The sequence below is a fragment of the Pseudomonas sp. NPDC088890 genome, from assembly GCF_044900155.1.
Taxonomy (GTDB): Bacteria; Pseudomonadota; Gammaproteobacteria; order Pseudomonadales; family Pseudomonadaceae; genus Aquipseudomonas; species Aquipseudomonas urmiensis.
Window position 1 is genome coordinate 499,311 of sequence record NZ_JBJDNG010000003.1, and the last position, 22,909, is coordinate 522,219.

The 22,909-nt window shown below is 65.7% G+C and carries 4 protein-coding genes; all 4 read left to right on the plus strand.

The features are described 5' to 3' along the window. Positions 1 to 262 precede the first annotated feature (262 nt). The 4 genes from ACI2JX_RS10105 (at position 263) to ACI2JX_RS10120 (ending at position 22,908) form a co-directional block, all read left to right on the plus strand. Positions 263 to 13,216 carry a non-ribosomal peptide synthetase gene (locus ACI2JX_RS10105; RefSeq protein WP_404689999.1) on the plus strand — a complete coding sequence of 4,318 codons (12,954 nt, stop codon included), beginning with the start codon at positions 263 to 265 and terminating at the stop codon, positions 13,214 to 13,216. 493 nt (positions 13,217 to 13,709) lie between these two features. Then, entirely contained in the window at positions 13,710 to 15,110 is a 1,401-nt protein-coding gene (locus ACI2JX_RS10110; protein WP_264234991.1) for an aspartate aminotransferase family protein, read from the plus strand. A 112-nt stretch (positions 15,111 to 15,222) separates the two neighbouring features. Then, complete coding sequence (locus ACI2JX_RS10115) at positions 15,223 to 16,206, plus strand: TauD/TfdA family dioxygenase (protein WP_368971540.1); 984 nt, start codon at positions 15,223 to 15,225, stop codon at positions 16,204 to 16,206. Between the two features lie 165 nt (positions 16,207 to 16,371). Then, positions 16,372 to 22,908: an amino acid adenylation domain-containing protein gene (locus tag ACI2JX_RS10120; protein WP_404690000.1), complete on the plus strand. Its 6,537-nt coding sequence runs from the start codon at positions 16,372 to 16,374 to the stop codon at positions 22,906 to 22,908. Position 22,909 lies beyond the last annotated feature (1 nt).

Sequence of the window (22,909 nt, forward strand, 5' to 3'; positions counted from 1 at the left end):
CGACGGTCGACAAGCTATTCCCAATGATAATGATTGTCAAATACGAAAGTTAATGAGACTCCATTCGGATTGGTTCTAAGCTCACCCGCGTGAACCGGTTCACTTCGCGCTAACCGCGCGACGCGCTGTTCCGCGCTCTGGGCAGTTAATTATTTGCCTCGCCCATCCGTTCCCCTGTGTACATCCAGCTGCCGAACCCTGCCCTCCATCCTTGCGTGGCGGCGTTCGGTGCGACTCACCCAGACACTGGCAGGAACACCCCATGACGGACGCCTTCGAACTCCCGCACTCGCTGGTCCAGGCCTTGGCCCAACGCGCCGCGCAGACCCCGGACCGGATCGCCTTGCGCTTTCTGGCCGATGATCCTCGCGAGCAGGCCGTACTCAGTTATCGGGACCTCGACCTGCGTGCGCGAACCATCGCCGCGGCGCTGCAACAGCGCGCCGAGTTCGGCGATCGGGCGGTGTTGCTGTTCCCCAGTGGTCCGGACTACGTCGCGGCATTCTTCGGCTGCCTGTATGCCGGGGTGATCGCGGTGCCGGCTTATCCACCAGAGTCGTCGCGCCGTCATCACCAGGAGCGCCTGCTGTCGATCATCGACGATGCCGAGCCGCGTTTGCTGCTGACGGTAGAGGCGCTGTGCGACAGTTTGCAGGGCCTTGAGGCTCTGGCCGGTGACGCCGCGCCTGAGCTGCTGGCCGTCGACCCCCTGGCCCCGGCCCTGGCCGATCAATGGCGCCAGCCGCAGCTGGCCGGCAATGACATCGCCTTTTTGCAGTACACCTCCGGCTCCACCGCGCTACCCAAGGGCGTGCAAGTCAGCCACGGCAACCTGGTGGCCAACGAGCAACTGATTCGCCACGGCTTTGGCATCGACCTGAACCCGGACGATGTGATCGTCAGCTGGTTGCCGCTGTACCACGACATGGGCCTGATTGGCGGCCTGCTGCAACCGATCTTCAGCGGCGTGCCGTGCGTGCTGATGTCGCCGGGCTATTTCCTGGCGCGGCCGCAGCGCTGGTTGCAGGCGATCAGCGAATATGGCGGCACCATCAGCGGCGGTCCCGATTTCGCCTACCGCTTGTGCAGCGAGCGGGTCAGCGAGGCGGCCTTGGCGGGGCTCGACTTGAGCCGCTGGCGCGTGGCGTATTCCGGCTCCGAGCCAATCCGCCAGGACAGCCTGGAGACCTTCGCCAGCAAGTTCCAGGTGTGCGGTTTCGACCCGCAGAGCTACTTCGCCAGCTATGGCCTGGCCGAGGCGACCCTGTTCGTCAGCGGCAGCCGTCGTGGCCAGGGCATTGCCGCGCTGGAGATCGACGCCCAAGCGTTCGCCAGCCACCGCGCCGAGCCCGGCAAAGGCAGCGTGCTGATGAGCTGCGGCTACCCCCAGCCAGGCCATGCGGTATGCATCGTCGACCCGCAGCGCCAATGCGTGCTGGGCGACAACCTGGTCGGTGAAATCTGGGCCAATGGCCCGAGCATCGCCCTGGGCTACTGGCGCAACCCCGAGGCCAGCGCGCGCACCTTCGTCGAACTGGACGGCCAGACCTGGCTGCGTACCGGCGATTTGGGCTTCATGCGCGAGGGCGAGGTATTCCTCACTGGGCGCCTGAAAGACATGCTCATCGTGCGCGGGCAGAACCTCTACCCGCAGGACCTGGAACAGACCTTGGAGCGCGAGGTCGATGTGCTGCGCAAGGGCCGTGTGGCGGTGTTCGCCGTCGATGACCAGGGCGAGGAGGGCATTGGCGTTGCCGTGGAGATCAGCCGCAATGTGCAAAAGGCGCACCCGCCGCAAGAGCTGATCAAGACCCTACGTCAGGTCATCGCCGACGCCTGCCGCCAGGCCCCGGCAGTGGTACTGCTGCTCAACCCGGGTGCCTTGCCCAAGACCTCCAGCGGCAAACTGCAACGCTCGGCCTGTCGCCTGCGCATGGACGATGGCAGCCTGGATTGCTACGCACGCTTCCCGGCCGTCGCCGAGCAGGCGCTGGTCGCTGCGCCGGCTGATGAGCTGCAAACCCGCATCGCCGCCATTTGGCGCGAGCTGCTCAAGGTCGAGGCGGTTGCGCCAGACGATCACTTCCTGCTGCTGGGCGGCAACTCTATTGCCGCCACCCAAGTCACTGCGCGCCTGGCCGACGAGTTGGGCATCAACCTGAGCCTGCGCACGCTGTTCGAGGCGCCGCTTCTGGCCGACTACAGTGCAGCCGTGGCCGCGCTGCTCGCCGAGGGCGGACAGGGCAATGGCCGCATCGACACGCTGGGCCGTGGCCAGGCATTGGCGCAATCGCTGGCGCAAAATCGCCTGTGGCTGCTGTGGCAACTGGAACCGACGTCGGCTGCCTACAACATCCCGGCTGGCTTGCACCTGCGCGGCGCGTTGGATGTTGCCGCCCTGGAGCACAGCTTCCAGGCATTGGTGGCCCGCCACGAATCGTTGCGCACGGTGTTCAGCGAGGTCGATGGCCAGGCCCTGCAACGGGTGCTACCTGAGCAGCGGTTGGTTCTACAGCAGGTCGATCTGCACGGGCTGGAGGCGACTGAAGTCGCTGCCCGGCGTGAAGCCGAGGCGCAGCAGCCGTTCGACCTGATCGAAGGACCGTTGCTGCGGGTGACCCTGGCGCGACTGGATGAGGAGGATCATCAGCTGTGGGTGACCCTGCACCACATCATCGCCGACGGTTGGTCGCTGAATATTCTGCTCGACGAGTTCGCCCGCCTGTACGCGGCCCGCTGCCAGGGCCAGCAGGCGAGCCTGGCGGCGCTGCCGCTGGGGTATGCCGACTACGCTATCTGGCAGCGCCAGTGGTTGGCTGAAGGCGAGGCCGCGCGCCAGCTCGAACACTGGCAACAGCAGCTGGGCGATGAGCTGCCGGTGCTCGACCTGGGCAGCGACCACCCCCGTTCCAGCCAACGCGACAAGTGCGCCGCACGCCTGAGTGTGAAAGTCCCGGCCAAGCTTGCCGACGCGCTCAAGGGCTTGGCCCGCGAGCAGCAGGCGAGTCTGTTCATGGTTCTGCTGGCCGCCTGGCAAGGCCTGCTACACCGCTATACCGGCCAGGGCGACATCCGCGTCGGCGTGCCCAATGCCAACCGCCCACGCCTGGAAACCCAGGGCATGGTCGGCTTCTTCATCAATACCCAGGTGCTGCGCGCCCAGCTCGATGGCCGTCAGCCGTTCGCCCAGCTGTTGGCCCAGGTGCGCCAGGCGACCCTGCACGCCCAGGCCAATCAGGACCTGCCGTTCGAGCAACTGCTCGAAGCCTTGCCGCAGGCCCGCGAGCAGGGCCTGTTCCAAGTCATGTTCAACCACCAGCAACGTGACCTGTCGGCGCTGCGCCGCCTGCCGGGCTTGCTCGCTGAAGAGCTGCCATGGCACAGCCGCGAAGCCAAGTTCGACCTGCAGTTGCACAGCGAAGAAGATCATCAGGGCCGCCTGAGCCTGGCCTTCGACTATGCCGCCGAGCTGTTCGAAGCCAGCACCATCAAGCGCCTGGCCAATCATCTGCTGGCGTTGCTCGAACAGGTCAGTGCGCAGCCGCAGTTGGCCTTGGGCGAGGTGCAGTTGCTCGATGAGCAGGCCCGCGCACAATTGTTGGGCTGGGGCCAGGCGCCCGCGCCCGTGGCGCAGCGCCTGCTGGTCGAGCAACTCAACGAACAGGCGCGGCTGACGCCTGAACGCACCGCGCTGGTGTGGGAGGGCGGTAGCCTCGACTACGCCAGCCTGCACCAGCAGGCCAACCGCCTGGCGCATTACCTGCGCGACAAGGGCGTCGGCCCCGACACCTGCGTGGCCATCGCCGTGGAGCGTTCGCCGCTGTTGCTGGTCGGCCTGCTGGCGATCGTCAAGGCCGGTGGCGCCTACGTGCCGCTGGATGTCGACTATCCGCCAGAGCGCCTGGCGTACATGCTCGGCGACTGCCAGGCCAGCCTGCTGTTGAGCCATAGCAACTTGCTCGAGCGCCTGCCGCAGGTGGCCGGGGTCAGTACCATCGCCCTCGATCAACTGCACCTGGACAGCTGGCCAAGCCAGGCGCCGGGCCTGCACCTGGACGGCGACAACCTCGCCTATGTGATCTATACCTCCGGCTCCACCGGCCAGCCCAAGGGCGTCGGCAATACCCACGCGGCCTTGGCTGAGCGCTTGCAGTGGATGCAAGCCACGTACGCGCTCGATGACAGCGACGTGCTGATGCAGAAAGCGCCGATCAGCTTCGACGTGTCGGTGTGGGAGTGCTTCTGGCCATTGATCACTGGCTGCACGCTGGTGCTCGCTGGCCCCGGCGAGCATCGCGACCCGCAGCGCATTGCCCAATTGATCCAGCAGCATGGCGTGACCACGCTGCACTTCGTGCCGCCGCTGTTGCAGGTGTTCGTCCAGGAACCACTGGCCGCCAATTGCACCAGCCTGCGTCGGCTGTTCTCTGGCGGTGAGGCGTTGTCCGCCAACCTGCGCGAGCGCGTCCTGCAACTGCTGCCCCAGGTGCAGCTGCATAACCGCTATGGCCCGACCGAGACCGCCATCAACGTCAGCCACTGGCATTGCCAGAGCGCGGACGGTGAGCGCTCGCCGATTGGCCGGCCGCTGGCCAATGTGCTGTGCCGGGTCCTCGATGAGCAGCTGGAGCTGAGCGCGCCGGGTGTCGCCGGCGAGCTGTATCTGGGTGGGATGGGCCTGGCCCGCGGTTATTTGGGCCGACCTGGGCTGACCGCCGAGCGCTTCGTGCCGCAAGCCGATGGTAACGGCGAGCGTCTGTACCGCAGTGGCGACCGCGCCCGCTGGTGGGTTGAGCAGGGTGCCCTGGAATACCTCGGGCGTCTCGATCAGCAGGTCAAGGTGCGCGGTTTCCGCGTCGAGCCCGAAGAAGTGCAGGCGAGCCTGCTGGCCCAGGCAGGTGTCGAACAGGCGGTGGTGCTGATCCACCAGGATGCCGTCGGCGCGCAGTTGGTCGGCTACTACAGCGGCGTCGAGCAAAGCGCTGCGCTGCTGGCTGCCTTGGCCGCGCGCTTGCCGGCGTACATGGTCCCGGCGCAACTGATCCATCTGGCGCAGATGCCGTTGGGCCCAAGCGGCAAGGTCGAGCGCAAAGCCCTGCCGGCACCGGTTTGGCAGCAGCGTGAGCATGTCGAGCCGCAGACCGAGCTGCAACAGCAGGTCGCGGCCATCTGGCGTGAGGTGCTCAACCTGGAACAAGTCGGCCTGCAGGATGATTTCTTCGCCCTCGGTGGCCACTCGTTGCTGGCCACCCAGATCGTCTCGCGGACCCGCCAGGCACTGGATGTCGAGCTGCCGTTGAAGGTGCTGTTCGAGGCCAGTGAGCTGGCAGCGTTCTGCGCCGCAATCGCCAGCATCCGCGAACGTGGCGAACGTAACCAGCAGGGCGAGATCGCCCGGGTCGACCGTCGTCAGGCGGTGCCGCTGTCGTATTCCCAGCAACGCATGTGGTTCCTCTGGCAGATGGAGCCCGATAGCCCCGCCTACAATGTCGGTGGCATGGCACGCCTACGCGGCACCTTGCACGTGGATGCCTTCGAGCGCGCCCTGCATGCACTGATCGCCCGGCACGAGACCCTGCGCACCACCTTCCCCAGCATCGATGGCGTGCCGTACCAGTGCGTGGCCGAGCACAGCGCGCTCAAGGTGCAATGGCATGACTTCAGCGCCACCCCAGCAGCCCAGCGCCAACAACGTCTGCAGGCATTGGCCGACGCCCAGGCCCACCAGCCGTTCGACCTGGAGCGCGGCCCATTGCTGCGTGCCTGTCTGGTCAAGGCCCAGGAGCGTGAGCACTACTTCGTGCTGACCCTGCATCACATCGTCACCGAAGGCTGGGCCATGGACATCTTCGCCCGCGAACTGGGCGAGCTGTACGAGGCCTTCGTCGACGACCGCGAATCGCCACTGGCGCCGTTGCCGGTACAGTACCTGGACTACAGCGTGTGGCAGCGCCAGTGGCTGGAAGGGGGCGAAGGCGCACGGCAACTGGCCTACTGGCAACAGCGCCTGGGCGATGAACACCCGGTGCTGGAGCTGCCGACGGACCGCCCGCGCCCGGCGGTGCAGAGTCACCAGGGCGCGCTGTATCGCTTCGACCTCGATCCCGCTCTGGCCGCCCGCGTGCGCGCCTTCAACAGCGAACGTGGCCTGACCCTGTTCATGACCATGACCGCGACCCTGGCCACCTTGCTGCACCGCTACAGCGGCCAACGTGACCTGCGCATCGGCGCGCCGATGGCCAACCGCATTCGCCCGGAAAGCGAAGGCCTGATCGGCGCCTTCCTCAATACCCAGGTGCTGCGCTGCGAGCTCGATGGCCAGATGCGCGGTGCCGAGCTGCTCGAACAGGTGCGCCAGACCATCGTTGCAGGCCAGTCGCACCAGGACCTGCCGTTCGATCAATTGGTCGAAGCCCTGCAGCCACCGCGCAGCAGTGCCTACAACCCGCTGTTCCAGGTGATGTGCAACGTTCAGCGTTGGGCCTTCCAGCAGAGTCGCGAGCTGGTCGGCATGCAGGTCGACTACCTGGTCAACGACGCCAGCGCGACCAAGTTCGACCTGTATCTGGAAGTCACTGACCTCGACGGTCGCCTGGGCTGCTGCCTGACCTACAGCCGCGACCTGTTCGACGAGCCACGCATCGCGCGCATGGCCGAGCACTGGCAGCAGCTGTTGATCGGCCTGATCGACAACCCGCAGCAACGCCTGTGCGAACTGCCGATGCTCAGCGGCGCCGAGCAGCAAGTGCTGGTCGGCCAATTGCAGGGCGAGCATGACTTCGACCTGGGCCACACCCTACACGGCCTGTTCGCCGCCCAGGCCGAGCGCACGCCGCACGCCCGTGCGCTGACCTTCGCTGGCCAGCACCTGAGCTATGCCCAGCTCGACCAGCAAGCTAACCGCCTGGCGCGTGCCCTGCGCGAGCGTGGTGTCGGGCCGCAGGTACGCGTCGGCCTGGCCCTGGAGCGTTCACTGGAAATGGTCGTTGGTCTGTTGGCGATCCTCAAGGCTGGGGGCGCCTACGTGCCGTTGGACCCGGAATACCCACTCGATCGCTTGCACTACATGATCGAGGACAGCCGCATCGGCTTGCTGTTGGGCCAGCGTGCGCTGTTCGACAGTATCGGCCAGTTGCCTGCGGGCGTAGCGCGCTGGTGCCTGGAAGATGACGCAGCGTCACTGCCCAGCTACAGCGATGGGCCGTTGGCTAACCTCAACCTGCCGCAGCACCAGGCCTACCTGATCTACACCTCCGGCTCCACCGGCAAGCCCAAGGGCGTGGTGGTCAGCCATGGGGAAATCGGCATGCACTGCCAGAGGGTAATCGCCGCCTTCGGCATGCGCAGCGACGATTGCGAGCTGCACTTTTATTCGATCAACTTCGACGCTGCCACCGAGCGTTTGCTGGTGCCGTTGCTTTGTGGTGCGCGGGTGGTGATCCGCGCCCAAGGCCAGTGGGGCGCCGAGGACATCTGCCAACTGGTGCGCGAGCAGCAGGTGAGCATCCTCGGCTTCACCCCAAGCTACGGCAGCCAGCTCGCCCAGTACCTGGCAAGTGTTGGCGAGCAATTGCCGGTGCGCATGATCATTACCGGTGGCGAAGCATTGACGGGCGAGCACCTGCAACGCATCCGCCAGGCGTTCACCCCAGAACAGTTCTTCAACGCCTATGGGCCGACTGAAACCGTGGTCATGCCGCTGGCCTGTGTGGCCCCGCAGACGCTGCCCGCCGACGCCGGCAGTGTGCCGATTGGCCGGGTGATCGGCGCGCGTACCGCGTACATTCTCGATGAAGACCTGGCGCTGCTGGCGCAAGGTGGCATCGGCGAGCTGTATGTCGGCGGTGCCGGCTTGGCTCAGGGTTATCATGACCGGCCGGGGCTGTCTGCCGAGCGCTTCGTCGCAGATCCGTTCAGCCATGACGGTGGGCGTTTGTACCGCACGGGCGACTTGGTTCGCCTGCGCGCTGACGGTCTGGTGGAGTACGTTGGCCGCGCCGACCAGCAGGTGAAGATCCGCGGTTTTCGCATCGAGCTGGGCGAGATCGAAAGCCGCCTGCAAGAACATGCCGAGGTCGATGAGGCGGTGGTGCTGGCGCTCGACCTGCCGGGCGGCAAGCAGTTGGTCGGCTATCTGCTCTGTGAGCAGGCCAATGCCGACAGCCAAGCCCAGGCCAGCCTGCGCGAAGCGGTCAAGGCGCATGCCCGCCGCCACCTGCCGGACTACATGGTGCCCGCGCACCTGGTACTGCTTGATCAGTTGCCATTGATGGGCAACGGCAAGCTCGATCGCCGCGCACTGCCAGCGCCGGACCTGGAGCAGGCGCAGCAGCACTACCAGGCCCCGGCCAACGCGTTGGAAGTGCAGCTGGCGCAGGTTTGGTGCGAGGTGCTCAACGTCGCGCGGGTGGGCGTACAGGACAACTTCTTCGAACTGGGCGGCGATTCGATCCTGTCGATCCAGGTGGTCAGCCGCGCGCGGCAGCTGGGCCTGCAGTTCACCCCGCGTGACCTGTTCCAGCACCAGACCATCCAGACCCTGGCGGCGGTGGTCAGCCGCAGCGAGGCGCCAAGCGACATCGAGCAAGGCCCGCGCCAGGGCAGCACTGCGCTGACGCCGATCCAGCACTGGTTCTTCGACTGCCAAGTGCCCGAGCCGCAGCACTGGAACCAAGCCGTGCTGTTGCAGGTGCGCCAACCGTTGCAGGCGCAAACTCTGGAGCAGGCCTTGGCGGGCTTGCTCGCTCACCACGATAGCCTGCGGCTGAATTTCACCCAGGTGAACGGTCGCTGGCAGGGGCATTACGCCCAGCCAAGCGCCCAGCCCTTGCTGTGGACCGCCACCGTGGCAAATCTCGACGACTGCCAGGCGCTGTACAGCGATGTGCAGCGCAGCCTCGACCTGGAGCAGGGGCCGCTGTTGCGCGCCTTGCTGGTCAGCGACGGGCAGGGCGGCCAACGCCTGCTGCTGGCGATCCACCACCTGGTGGTCGACGGGGTGTCCTGGCGGGTGCTGCTGGAAGACTTGCAGGCGTTGTACCGCGGTGAGGCGCTGGCGGCCAAGACCCATGCGGTGGGCGACTGGGCGGCGCGCCTGGCGGCCTATGCCGGTAGCGATTCGGTGCGTGATGAGCTCGATTGGTGGCAAGGCCAGTTGGCCAGTGTCCGCCACGAGCTGGCGTGTGATCATCCGCAAGGCGGCAACCTGCACCGTCATGCCCAGACCCTGGCGATCAGCCTGGATGTCGAGCAGACCCGTCAGCTGCTGCAACAGGCCCCGGCCGCTTATCACACCCAGGTCAATGACCTGTTGCTGACTGCCCTGGCGCGTACCCTGTGCCGCTGGAGCGGTGACAGCGAAGTGCTGGTGCAGCTCGAAGGCCATGGTCGTGAAGGCTTGTTCGAAGATCTCGACCTGACCCGCAGCGTCGGTTGGTTCACCAATGCCTATCCTTTGGCCCTGAGCCCCGAGCTGGGCGAGGGCGAGCAAGCCCGCGCAGGCTCGATCAAGCGCATCAAGGAGCAACTGCGCCAGGTGCCGCACAAGGGCCTCGGCTACGGCGTGCTGCGCTACCTGGCCGATGACGCCGGGCGCGAGCGCATGGCGGCCTTGCCCCAGGCGCGGATCACCTTCAACTACCTGGGCCAGTTCGACCAGCAGTTCGATGTGGCGGCGTTGTTCCAGCCGCTGGATGCGCCAGCAGGCCTGGCCCATGATCTGGACGCGCCGCTGCCCAACTGGCTCAGCGTCGATGGCCAGGTCTATGGCGGCGCCTTGCAGCTGCGCTGGACCTTCAGCAACCAGCGGTATAACGAGCGCACCATCGCCGAGCTGGCCGAGGCCTATCGCCGCGAACTGCTGGCGCTGGTCGAGCACTGCCTGGCAGAGGGCAATGGCAGCTTCACCCCGTCGGACTTCCCCCTGGCGCAACTGAGCCAGGAGCAGATCGACAGCCTGCCCATCGCCGCAGCCGAGATCGAAGACGTCTACCCACTGACGCCGATGCAAGAAGGCATGTTGCTGCACACCCTGCTCGAGCCGGGCACCGGCATCTACTACATGCAGGACCGCTACCGAATCAACAGCGCGCTCGACCCGCAGCGCTTCGCCCAGGCCTGGCAAGCGGTGGTGGCACGCCACGAAGCCCTGCGCGCCTCGTTCAGCTGGAACGCTGGCGAAGCGATGCTGCAGATCATCCACAAACCGGGCAAGACCCCGGTGGATTACCAGGATTGGCGCGGCCTCGACGAGCAGGCTCAGGAGGCGCGCCTGCAGGCCCTGCATAAAGAAGAACGCGAAGCCGGCTTTGCCCTGTTGAGCCAGGCGCCGTTCCATCTGCGCCTGGTGCGTGTGGCCGATGAGCGCTACTGGTTCATGATGAGCAACCACCACATCCTGATCGATGCCTGGTGCCGCTCGCTGTTGATGAACGACTTCTTCGAGATCTACCAGGCCCTCGGCCAAGGCCGCCAAGCGCAACTGCCGGTGCCGCCGCGCTACCGCGATTATATTGGCTGGCTGCAACGCCAGGACCTCGACGAGGCGCGCCAGTGGTGGCAGGCCAACCTGGCCGGTTTCGAGCGCGCCACGGCGCTCCCCAGTGACCGTCCGCTGCGCCATGAGCATGCCGGCGACGGCATGATCGTTGGCGACTGCTACACCCGCCTGGACGTGCCGCAAGGGGTGCGTCTACGCGAGCTGGCCCAGGCTCACCAGCTGACCATCAACACCTTCGCCCAGGCGGCCTGGGCCTTGGTCCTGGCGCGCTACAGCGGCGAGCGTGACGTGGTGTTCGGAGTGACGGTGGCCGGGCGTCCGGTCAGCCTGCCGCAGATGCAGCGCACGGTTGGCCTGTTCATCAACAGCGTCGCCCTGCGCGTGCAGTTGCCAGCACCCGGCCAGCGCCTGAGCGTGCGCCAGTGGCTGCAAGGCCTGCTGGAGCGCAACATGGAACTGCGTGAGTACGAATACCTGCCGTTGGTGGCGATCCAGGAACGCAGCGAGCTGCCCAAGGGCCAGGCGCTGTTCGACAGCCTGTTCGTGTTCGAGAACGCGCCGGTGGAAACCGCCGTGCTCGACCACGCCCAGCACCTCAACGCCAGCTCCGACTCGGGGCGCACCCATACCAACTTCCCGCTGACGGCGGTGTGCTACCCGGGCGATGACCTGGGCCTGCACCTGTCGTTCGACCAGCGCTACTTCGACTACCCGACCGTCGAGCGTTTGCTGGCCGAGTTCAAGCGCCTACTGCTGGCGCTGGTCGAAGGCTTCGACGGCGATGTCGCCGAGCTGCCATTGCTCGGTGCCGAGGAGCAACGCTTGCTGCTCGAAGAGTGCAACCGCACCGAGCATCCCTACAGCCTGGAGCAGAGCTATGTCGAGCTGTTCGAGGCGCGGGTTGCCGCGCATCCCGAGCGGATTGTCGCGCGCTGCCTGGAGGCCTCGTTCGACTATGCCGGGCTGAACCTGGCGGCCAACCGCCTGGGCCATGCCCTGGTCGCGGCGGGGGTGACCCTCGATCAACCGGTGGCACTGCTGGCCGAGCGTGGCCTGCCCTTGCTGGGGATGATCGTCGGTAGCTTCAAGGCCGGCGCCGGCTACCTGCCGCTGGACCCGGGCTTGCCGGCGGCGCGCCTGTTGCGCATCGTCGAATTGAGCCGCACGCCAGTGCTGGTGTGCAGCGCCGCGCAAGCCGATCAGGCGCGCCAATTGCTCGATGAAGTGGCGGGTGCGGTGCGGCCGAAACTGCTGGTGTGGGAAGACGTCCAGGGCAGCGCTGTGGCCAGCCATGACCTGGGCATTCACAGTGGGCCAGACAACCTGGCCTACGTGATCTACACCTCCGGCTCCACCGGCCTGCCCAAGGGGGTGATGGTCGAGCAGCGCGGCATGCTCAACAACCAGCTGAGCAAGGTACCGTACCTGGTGCTCGATGAGCAGGACGTGATCGCCCAGACCGCCTCGCAGAGTTTCGACATTTCGGTCTGGCAGTTCCTCGCCGCGCCTTTGTTCGGCGCCCGGATAGAGATCGTGCCCAATGCCATCGCCCATGATCCGCAAGGTTTGTTGGCGCATGTCCAGGCCAGCGGCATCACCGTGCTGGAAAGCGTGCCGTCGCTGATCCAGGGCATGCTCGCCAACGAGCACCAGCACCTGGATGGCCTGCGCTGGATGTTGCCGACCGGCGAGGCCATGCCGCCTGAGCTGGCCGCACAGTGGCTGCAGCGTTATCCGGCGATTGGCCTGGTCAACGCCTATGGCCCGGCGGAATGCTCGGATGACGTGGCGTTCTTCCGCGTCGATGCGCAATCGACCCAGGGCAGCTACCTGCCGATTGGCACGCCAACCGACAACAACCGCCTGTACCTGTTGAACGAGGACCAGGCGCTGGTGCCCTTGGGCGCGGTGGGCGAGTTGTGCGTCGCCGGTACCGGGGTTGGCCGTGGGTATGTCGGCGATCCGCTGCGTACGGCACTGGCGTTCATCCCGCATCCCTATGGCGCGCCGGGTGAGCGCCTGTATCGTACCGGCGACCTGGCGCGGCGCCGGCCGGATGGCGTGCTCGAGTACGTCGGGCGCATTGACCATCAGGTGAAGATTCGCGGTTATCGCATCGAGCTGGGCGAAATCGAAGCCCGTCTGCACGAGCAGGGCGAGATCCGCGATGCGGCGGTAGGCGTGCAGGAGGGCGTCAACGGCAAGCACCTGGTGGGCTATCTGGTCGCGCATCAGGGCATCGTCGCCGACGCCGCGCTGCTCGAACAGGTCAAGCAACGCCTGCGCGCCGATCTGCCGGAGTACATGGTGCCGCTGCATTGGGGCTGGTTCGACAACCTGCCGCACAACGCCAACGGTAAGCTCGACCGCAAGGCGCTGCCGGCGATCGACATCGCTAGCCAGCACATCCAGGCCTACCTGGCGCCGCGCAACGAGCTGGAACAGACCCTGGCCGGGATCTGGGCCGATGTGCTCAAGGCCGAGCGGGTAGGGGTGCACGACAACTTCTTCGAGTTGGGCGGGCATTCGTTGCTGGCGACCCAGATTGCCTCGCGGGTGCAGAAGCAGCTGCAGCTCAACGTGCCGCTGCGGGCTATGTTCGAGTGCAGCACGGTAGAGGAGCTGGCCAGCTACGTGCAGGGCTTGCAGGACACGGCGCTGGATGACGACAAGGTCGACCGGCTCAGTGACCTGATGGCCGAGCTGGAGGCGCTTTGACTGCCGGCGCCTGAGCTGAAGGCTGGTTGTCGAGATCGGCCGCCAGCCCGGTTTTGTGGTGTCACAACCGGCCTCTTCGCGGGCAAGCCCGCTCCCACAGGCACCCCGTTGGGTTCGAAGCCAGCGCGGTACCTGTGGGAGCGGGCTTGCCCGCGAAGAGGCCTGTGGAAGCGACAAAAACATGCAAGCCATTCACTGAATCCCGCCTGCGCCAAAGCGTCCTCCAAACGATGCTCACAGCCAGGTTTTGTGGTGGCAACACTGGCCTCTTCGCGGGCAAGCCCGCTCCCACAGGCACCCCGTTGGGTTCGAAGCCAGCGCGGTACCTGTGGGAGCGGGCTTGCCCGCGAAGAGGCCCGTGGAGGCGACAAAACTTGCTAGCCAATCACTAAATCCTCCCTGCGCTGAAGCGTTCTCCAAACGATGCTCACCCGACACATATCTGGTTACAGGGACGTGGCGGGCCCACCATTCATTTGCGAGGGATTCTCCGATGTCGACCGCTACCAGCCTTGCCCAGATCCTGCCAAGCGCAGCGCCGCAACCGCTGTATGAGTTCACCGATTCGCCGCTGCTGGTGCGCCAGCAACAACAGGAATCCAACGCCCGCAGCTACCCACGACGCCTGCCCCTGGCACTCAAGCGCGCCCGTGGCTTGTATGTCGAAGACGTCGAAGGCCGCCAGTTCATCGACTGCCTGGCCGGTGCTGGCACCCTTGCCTTGGGGCACAATCATCCGGTGGTGGTCGAGGCGATTCAGCGCGTGCTGGCGGACGAACTGCCGCTGCATACCCTCGACCTGACCACGCCGGTCAAGGACCGCTTCGTCCAGGACCTGTTCGGCATCCTGCCTGAAGCCTTGCGCCGCGAGGCGAAGATCCAGTTCTGCGGCCCGACCGGCACCGATGCGGTGGAAGCTGCGCTGAAACTGGTGCGCACCGCCACCGGGCGCAGCACCGTGCTGGCATTCCAGGGTGCCTACCACGGCATGTCCCAGGGCGCATTGAGCCTGATGGGCAGCCATGGGCCGAAGAAACCCCTGGGCGCGTTGCTCGGCAATGGCGTGCAGTTCATGCCGTACCCCTATGACTACCGCTGCCCGTTCGGCCTGGGCGGTGAGGCGGGTGTGCGGGCCAACCTGCACTACCTGGAAAACCTGCTGCTCGACCCGGAGGGCGGGGTACCGCTGCCAGCGGCGGTCATTCTGGAGGTGGTGCAGGGCGAAGGCGGGGTGATACCGGCTGACATCGAATGGCTACGCGGCGTACGGCGGATCACCGAGCAGGCCGGGGTGGCGCTGATCGTCGACGAAATCCAGAGCGGCTTTGCCCGCACCGGGCGGATGTTCGCCTTCGAGCACGCCGGCATCGTCCCGGATGTGGTGACCTTGTCCAAAGCCATTGGTGGCAGCCTGCCGCTGGCGGTGGTGGTGTACCGCGAGTGGCTGGACCAATGGACCCCAGGCGCCCATGCCGGCACCTTCCGCGGCAACCAGATGGCCATGGCCGCAGGTTCCGCGGTGATCGATTACCTGGTCGAGCATCGCCTGGCCGAGCACGCCGAGGCCATGGGCCAGCGTCTGCGCGGCCACTTGCAGCATCTGCAACGCCAGTACCCACAGCTGGGCGATATTCGCGGGCGCGGCTTGATGCTTGGGGTCGAGCTGGTCGACCCGCAAGGCGCGCTGGATAGCTTGGGCCATCCACCGGCAGCGCGCGAGCTGGCCCCCAAGGTGCAGCGCGAGTGCCTCAAGCGCGGCTTGATCCTTGAGCTGGGTGGTCGCCACGGCGCGGTGGTGCGCTTCCTGCCGCCATTGATCATCAGTGCCGAGCAGATCGACGAGGTCGCAGAGCGGTTTGCCGCCGCGCTGGCAGTAGCGGTGCGCAGCGCCTGAACAGGTTTTGCCCAAGCAACGCGGGCGGTCTGCCCGTGATGAATACGATTAACGCCAATGCGCGGCGCACGCCACCTTGGCCGTGGCGTGTGACGCGGATGGGGAGACACAGATGAGTGAACTTGCCGATATCAAGGTGCGGCCATTGATGCCTGAGCGCGGCTCGCTGCCGCTGCTGGTCGAAGCACCTGAGCCAGGGCTTGGGCTGCTGGAGAGCTTCGACGAGCTCAAGGAGATCGTGGCGCAGCACCTGGATCACTGCGCAGGGATATTGTTTCGCGGTTTCGAAGTGGGTGAGGTCGCGGCGTTTCGCGAGTTCGCCCAGGCGTTCGGTCATCCGCTGCTCAATTACGAGTTCGGTTCCACCCCACGCAGCAATGTGACCCAAGGGGTGTATACCTCCACCGAGTACCCGGCGCACCAGAGTATCCCGCTGCACAACGAACAGGCCTACAGCCTCGACTGGCCGATGCGTATCTGGTTCTACAGCGTGATTGCCGCCCAGACCGGCGGCCAAACGCCGATCGCCGACAGCCGCGAAGTCTACCGGCGGATGCCGGCCGACATCCTCGAACGCTTTGCCAGCAAGCGCCTGATGTATGTACGCAACTATGGCAATGGCCTGGATGTGGGCTGGGAGCAGGTGTTCAACACCGAAGATCGCAGTGTGGTCGAAGCCTACTGCCGTGCTCACCACATCGAGTGGGAGTGGAAAGACGACGGCGAACTGCGCACCCGTCAGGTCTGTCAGGCGGTGGCCACTCATCCGTGGACCGGCGATCAGGTCTGGTTCAACCAGGCGCACTTGTTCCACGTTTCCAATCTACCGGCCGAGGTGCGCGAAAGCCTGCTTGAGATCGTCGACGAGGAGGACTTGCCACGCAATGTCTACTACGGTGACGGCACGCCCATCGAGCATGAACTGCTCGAGCGCATTCGCGCTGTACTCGACGAGTGTGCGATCAGCTTCCCGTGGCAGGAGGGCGATGTGCTGATGCTCGACAACATGCTCGCCGCTCACGCTCGGGCGCCTTTCACCGGCCCGCGCAAAGTCGTCGTCGCCATGGCGCAGGGCTACAGCGAGAAGGCGCGCTAAGCGCTCATTCGCACGGCTCCCGCCGTACGCCACCGTGTCAGGTGGCGTACAACCCGGCGCTTGCACACAGGCCTGGGCCACGCCGCTAAATTCACTTCTCATCTGCTCGTTCTACTGAAAACGCTTTGCCCAAGGCCGAGCCGCAGATCAGTAAGGACCGACAGTATGAATGCCCAAGATTCACTCAAACTGGCTCGACGCTTCATCGAGCTGCCCGCTGGCAAGCGTCGTCTGTTCCTGGATGCGATGAAGGGCGAGGGGGTGGATTTTGCCCTCCTGCCGATCGCGGCGGGGGTCCAGGTGCCGGCCCGCGACAGCCTGTCCTACGCCCAGCAGCGCATGTGGTTCGCCTGGCAGCTCGATCCGCACAGCGGCGCCTACAACCTGCCCCTGGCGGTCAAGTTGCGCGGCGTGCTTGACGTGCCCGCCCTGCAAAGCGCCATCGACACCCTGGTCCAGCGCCACGAGGCGCTGCGCACGGTGTTTCGCGAAGCCGATGACCAGGTGCGCCAGTGCGTACAGGCGCATCTGAAGGTCGCGGTCCAGCTGCTGGACCTTGGCCACCTGCAAGGCCAGGCGCAGCAACAGCGCATCGAGTCGACCTGCGCGGAAGAATCGGCAGCGCCATTCGACCTGGTCAATGGACCGCTGATGCGCGTGCGTCTGCTGCGCATCGGCGAGCAGGAGCATTTGTTGTTGATCACCCTGCACCACATCATTGCCGATGGCTGGTCGCTGGGCATCCTGATCGACGAACTGGTCAGGCTGTACGATGCGGCTAGCGCCGGGACCGCACCGGCCCTGGCCGCGCTGGACATCCAGTACCGCGACTTTGCCCTGTGGCAGCGCAGCTGGCTGGAGGCCGGTGAGCAGGAGCGTCAGCTGGGCTATTGGCTGGCGCAGCTTGGCGATGAGCACCCCGTCCTGCAACTGCCCAGCGATCGTCCGCGGCCAGCCCGCCCCAGTCATCGTGGCGAGCGCTTGGAGGTGGCGATCGAAGCGGACCTGGCCGAGCGCCTCAAGACCCTCGCCAAGCGCCACAACGTCACCTTGTTCGTGGTGCTGCTGGCAGCCTTCAAGACCTTGCTGTATCGCTACGGCGGGCATGACACGGTGCGCGTCGGGGTGCCGATCGCCAACCGCAATCGCAGCGAAGTGGAAGGGCTGATCGGCTGCTTCATCAATACTCATGTCCTGCAGACCCGCATGGATCCGACCCATGACACCGCCCAGCTGCTGGGCCAGGTTCGCCAATGCGCGACCCAGGCCCAGGCCCACCAGGACGTGCCGTTCGACAAGTTGGTCGAAGTGCTGGGGGTGGAGCGCAACTCGGCCCATGGCCCGTTGTTCCAGGTGCTGTTCAACCATCAAGCGCAGGTGGCCGATGTAGGCGCCATCCAGACCGGCTCCGGCCTGGTTCTGGAGAAGCTCGACCTGCGCAAGAACATCGCCCGTTTCGACCTGACGCTGGACACTGTGGAAGTGGCTGGGGAGCTGCGCGCGGCCTTCAGTTATGCCCTTGACCTGTTCGACCAGGCAACCATCGCCGGCATGAGCCAGGACTGGCTGCGCCTGCTGGCCGCGCTCAGCCAGGATGACGGCTCGGCACTTGGCGATTGGCCACTGGCCGCTGCGCCAGTGCCGCTGCCGTCGATCGAGCGAGTCGCGCCGCTGCCGGTTCATCAGCGTTTCGCCCAAGCGGCGGCGGCGAACCCGGATCGCCTCGCGGCCGTCAGCAGTCACGGCTCGCTGAGCTATCAGCAGTTGGAGCTGCGCGCCGAAGCGCTGCGCCTTGAACTCCAGGCATTGGGGGTCGGTAGCGAGCAGGCGGTGGGGCTGTGGGCTGATCGCTCGGTCGACATGCTGGTTGGCCTGCTGGCGATTCTCAAGGCGGGCGCTGCGTATGTGCCGCTGGAGCCGGGCCAGCCTGGGCAGCGTCTGGCGTTCATGCTGGGTGACGCCGGCATATCCCTGGTCGTCGGGCCGCAGGGCGGCATGGACAACCTTGGCCCACAGGTGCAGCAAGTGGCGTTCGATGCGCCTTGCCCAGATCAGGCGCCTGCGCTGCAGGCGCCGGCGTCGGTGCAGGGCGACAACCTTGCCTACATCATCTACACCTCAGGCACCACGGGCACGCCGAAGGGCGTGGGCGTGTCCCATGCGGCCTTGGCCAATTACCTCGATGGCTTGGCCGAGCGCCTGCCCTTGGCTGCGCTCGAACAGCTGGCGATGATCTCTACCCCCGCCGCCGACCTCGGCCATACCATGCTGTTTGGCGCATTGAGCACGGGTAAGACCCTGCACCTGTTGCAACGTGATGCGGTGCTGGACGCCGATGGTTTTGCCAGCTACCTCGATGATCAAGCCATCGACGCCCTGAAAATCGTGCCCTCGCACCTGGGGGCATTGCTCGATGCCTGTGGCGATGCGCGGGTACTGCCGCGCCGCTGCCTGGTGCTGGGGGGTGAGGCCTGCCCAGCGGCGCTGTTGTCGCGGATCGCCGCGTTGCGCCCTGAGCTGAAGATCATCAATCACTATGGTCCGACCGAAACCACCGTCGGTGTGCTGACCGCCGAACTAGTGCCGGGGCAGGTCGCCCAGCTGGGCACGCCGTTGCTCAACAGCCGCGTACAGGTCCTCGATGCATCGCTGCAGACCGCACCGGGTCAAGCCAAAGGCGAGCTGTGCATTTCCGGGGCCGGTCTAGCCCGTGGTTACATCGGCCGCCCGGGCTTGACTGCGGAACGCTTCGTGCCAGATCCGTCGGGCGCGCCAGGGGCGCGCATGTACCGCAGTGGTGATGCGGTCAGCCGTGATCGTGAGGGGCGCTTGTTGTACGTGGGCCGGCGTGATCAGCAAATCAAGATCCGTGGCTATCGGGTTGAGCCGGGTGAAGTCGAGGCCTGTCTGCAGGGGCTTGAAGGCGTCGAAAAAGCCCTGGTTCGACCGCGGGCCCAGGCCAATGAGTTGCAACTGATCGCCTACGTGGTCGCGCCTTTGCTGGTGCAGCGCAGCGCCGATCACGCCACGGCGCAAGACACCCTGCAGCGGGCGCTCAAGGCGACCGTGCCGGAGCACATGGTTCCCGCGCGCGTGCTGTTTCTCGACAGCCTGCCGCTGACCGCCAATGGCAAGGTCGACCTGGCCCGTTTGCCACAGCCGGAGCAGGAATGCCGGGCGCCACACTATGACCCGCCCGTCAGCCCATTGCAGATCGGTCTGGCAGGTCTGTGGCGGGAGGTATTGGCGGTCGAGCAGGTTGGGCTGGGCGACAATTTCTTCGCCTTGGGCGGCCATTCGTTGATGGCCACGCAGATCGTCTCCCGTGCCCGGCGCCAGCTGGGGATCGATATCCCGTTGCGGCTGTTGTTCGACACTGGCGATCTGCGCCGCTTCAGCGAGGCGGTCGCAGCACTCGGCCAAGTCAGCGATGCGCCGATCATCAGCTTGGCGCGCGACCAGGTGCTGCCGGTGTCCCATGCCCAGTACCGGCAGTGGCTGTTCTGGAAAATTCATCCGCACAGCTCGGCGTATCACACCCCCATGGTGGTGCGCATTCGCGGCGCCTTGGACCAAGGCGCGTTGAGCGCTGCCATCAATGCGCTGGTGCAGCGCCATGAAGCCCTGCGCACCCGCTTCGAAGAGCGCCAAGGGGTGCCGGGCCTGCGCATCAGCGAGCAACTTGAGGTCAAGCTTGAGCAGCAGTGGCTTGGCCAGTTGCCGGACGAGGCGCTGACCGCGCTCTTGCAGGCCGAGATCCAGCGCCCGTTCGACCTGGCCGCAGGGCCGCTAATACGGGTCAAGCTCTATCAAGTCGACGCCGATGAGCACCTGTTGCTACTGACCTTGCACCATATCGTTTCTGACGGCTGGTCGATGGGCATTATGGTCCGCGAGTGTATTGCACTCTACAACCACCATGCCAAGGGCGCGCCGCTGCCGCTGTTCGCCGCGCTGCCGGTGCAGTATGCCGACTATGCCAGCTGGCAGCGCGAGCGGCTTGGCGAAGGGCAGATGGAGGATCAGCTGGGTTACTGGAAGGCACGCCTGGAGGATGACTTCAGCGTGTTGCAGCTGCCGGCAGACCGACCGCGCCCGGCGGTTCAGAGCTATCGGGGCGGGCGGCTGGACATTCACCTGCCCGCCGCATTGACCGCAGGCTTGCGTCAGCTGGCGGTGGCCGGCAATGCCACCTTGTTCCATGTCTTCCTGGCCTCGTTCGCGCTGCTGCTGGCCCGTTACAGTGCCAGTGAGAAGATCAACATCGGTGTGCCGATGACCAACCGTAACCGGCTGGAGCTCGAGGGCTTGATCGGCTTCTTCGTCAACACCCTGGTATTGCGCCTGGAGGTGGACTACAGCACCAGCTTCGAGCAGTTGCTGGCCCAGACCAAAGAAGCCAGCCTGCAAGCCCAGGCCAACAAGGACGTACCGTTCGATGCGCTGGTCGAAGCCTTGCAGCCTGAGCGTGGGCTGGGCCACAACCCCTTGTTCCAGGTGATGTACAACCACCTGCGCGACCTCGGCGAGCAGGTCACCGGCCAGAGCCTGGATGGCCTGGTGGTCGAGGAGGTCGACCTGGACGAGGGCAGTTCGCAGTTCGATGTATCGCTCGATACCGTGGAACGATCCGACGGCGTGCTGGCAACCTTCACCTATGCCTGCGACTTGTTCGATCGGGCCCGTATCGAGCGGATGGGCGAGCACTGGCTGAACCTGCTGCAGGCCCTGGTGGTCGCGCCTCAGGCGAGTCTGGACCGCTTGGCCCTGGCTTCGCCGCAGGAGCGCCGGGTGGTTGAGCAACAGTGGTCGCAGGGGCCGGCCGGGCCCTTGCTCGACACCGCGTTGGCGCACCGCTTCCAGGCGCAGGTCGCGCAGACCCCCGACGCCATCGCCGTGCTGCATGATGGCCAGCACTGGAGCTATGCCGAACTCAACCGGCGCGCCAACCGCCTGGCCCACCGCCTGCAGGCCTTGGGCGCAGGCCCTGAGGTGCTGGTCGGGGTGGCGCTGGAGCGGGGCCTGGAGATGGTCGCCGGGCTGCTGGCGATCCTCAAGGTCGGAGCGGCCTATGTGCCGCTGGATCCTGATTACCCGGCCGAGCGCCTGGGCTACATGATCGAAGACAGTGGCCTGGCCTTGCTGCTCACCCAAACTGGCCTGAGCGAGCGTTTGCCGGTGCCCGCTGGGGTCACTCGACTGTGCCTGGATCAGCCCTTCGAGGGCGCCATCGAAACCAACCCGAGCGTGCTGATCGAGCCGGCTTCGCTGGCCTATGTGATGTACACCTCAGGCTCCACCGGCCGCCCCAAAGGCGTGGCGATCAGCCAGGGTGCGTTGAGCCAGCATGCGCAGGTGTCGTTGGGCTTTTTCAATCTCACTGCCCGCGATCGGATCCTGCAGTTCGCCACGTTCAACTTCGACGGCTTCGTCGAGCAGTTGTATCCGGCGCTGATCTGTGGCGCCTCGGTGGTTATTCGCGGTCCTGAGCTGTGGGACAGCGAGCGCTTCTACCGCGAGCTGATCGCCAATGACATCAGCGTGGTGGACGTCACCACGGCTTACTGGTTCATGCTTGCCAAAGACTTCGCCGAGCGAGGGCCGCGCGATTACGGGCGGCTGCATCAGTTCCATGCCGGCGGCGAAGCGATGCCGCCAGAGGGGCTGGCGGCGTGGAAAGCGGCAGGCCTGGGGCATGTGCACCTGCTCAACACCTATGGCCCGACCGAGGCAACGGTCACGGTCACCGCCCACGACTGCACGCCTTATCTGGGTGATCCGGCGCCTGCGTTGCCATCGGTCATGCCGATCGGTGCGGTACTGGCCGGACGCTCCATCCACCTGCTGGACAACAGTGGCGGCACGGTACTCAACGGCGCCATTGGTGAGTTGATGATTGGCGGCGATCTGCTGGCAAGGGGTTATCACCGTCGCCCCGCACTGACTGCCGAGCGCTTCATTCCTGATCCATTCGGCGCCGACGGCAGCCGTTTGTACCGCTCCGGTGATCTGTCTCGCTACCTGGAGCAGGGCAGCATCGAATACGCCGGGCGCATCGATCATCAAGTCAAGATCCGCGGTTTTCGCATCGAGCTGGGCGAGGTGGGCGCGCGCCTGATCGAGCATGAACGTGTGCGCGACGCGCTGGTCATCGACATCGAGGGTGCCCTGGGCAAGCAACTGGTCGCCTATCTGGTGCCTGCCGACCCTGCCGTGGCCCAGGCCGACGCGCAGACCCAGCAGGTGCTGCTGGCAGAGTTGCGCGCGCAGCTGCAGGGCAGCTTGCCGGACTACATGATCCCGGCCTGCCTGATGTGGCTGGCAGAACTGCCGCTGAGCCCGAATGGCAAGCTTGACCGCAAGGCCTTGCCGCGCCCCGACCTGACCCAGCTGCAGGCGCGCTATGTGCCCCCACAGACAGCCACCGAACAGCAGGTGGCGGCGATCTGGGCCGATGTGCTGCGCGTCGAGCGCGTCGGGCTCGACGACAACTTCTTCGAACTGGGCGGCCATTCGCTGCTGGCTGCCCAGGCCATCTCACGTATCAACAGCCAATTGGGCATCGATATGCCGATCCGCCTCATCTTCGAAACCCCGCTACTGGGGGCATTTGCCCTGGCGCTGGAAAGCGCGGGCCAGTCCCTGAGCGAAGAAGGCCTCGCCGATATCGAGCAACTGATGAATGAATTGACGGAGGCTTGAA

What these genes read in the sequence shown, in the direction of transcription:
- ACI2JX_RS10105 (WP_404689999.1), top strand. Translation starts at nt 263, where the DNA reads ATGACGGACGCCTTCGAACTCCCGCACTCGCTGGTCCAGGCCTTGGCC.
- ACI2JX_RS10110 (WP_264234991.1), top strand. Translation starts at nt 13,710, where the DNA reads ATGTCGACCGCTACCAGCCTTGCCCAGATCCTGCCAAGCGCAGCGCCG.
- ACI2JX_RS10115 (WP_368971540.1), top strand. Translation starts at nt 15,223, where the DNA reads ATGAGTGAACTTGCCGATATCAAGGTGCGGCCATTGATGCCTGAGCGC.
- ACI2JX_RS10120 (WP_404690000.1), top strand. Translation starts at nt 16,372, where the DNA reads ATGAATGCCCAAGATTCACTCAAACTGGCTCGACGCTTCATCGAGCTG.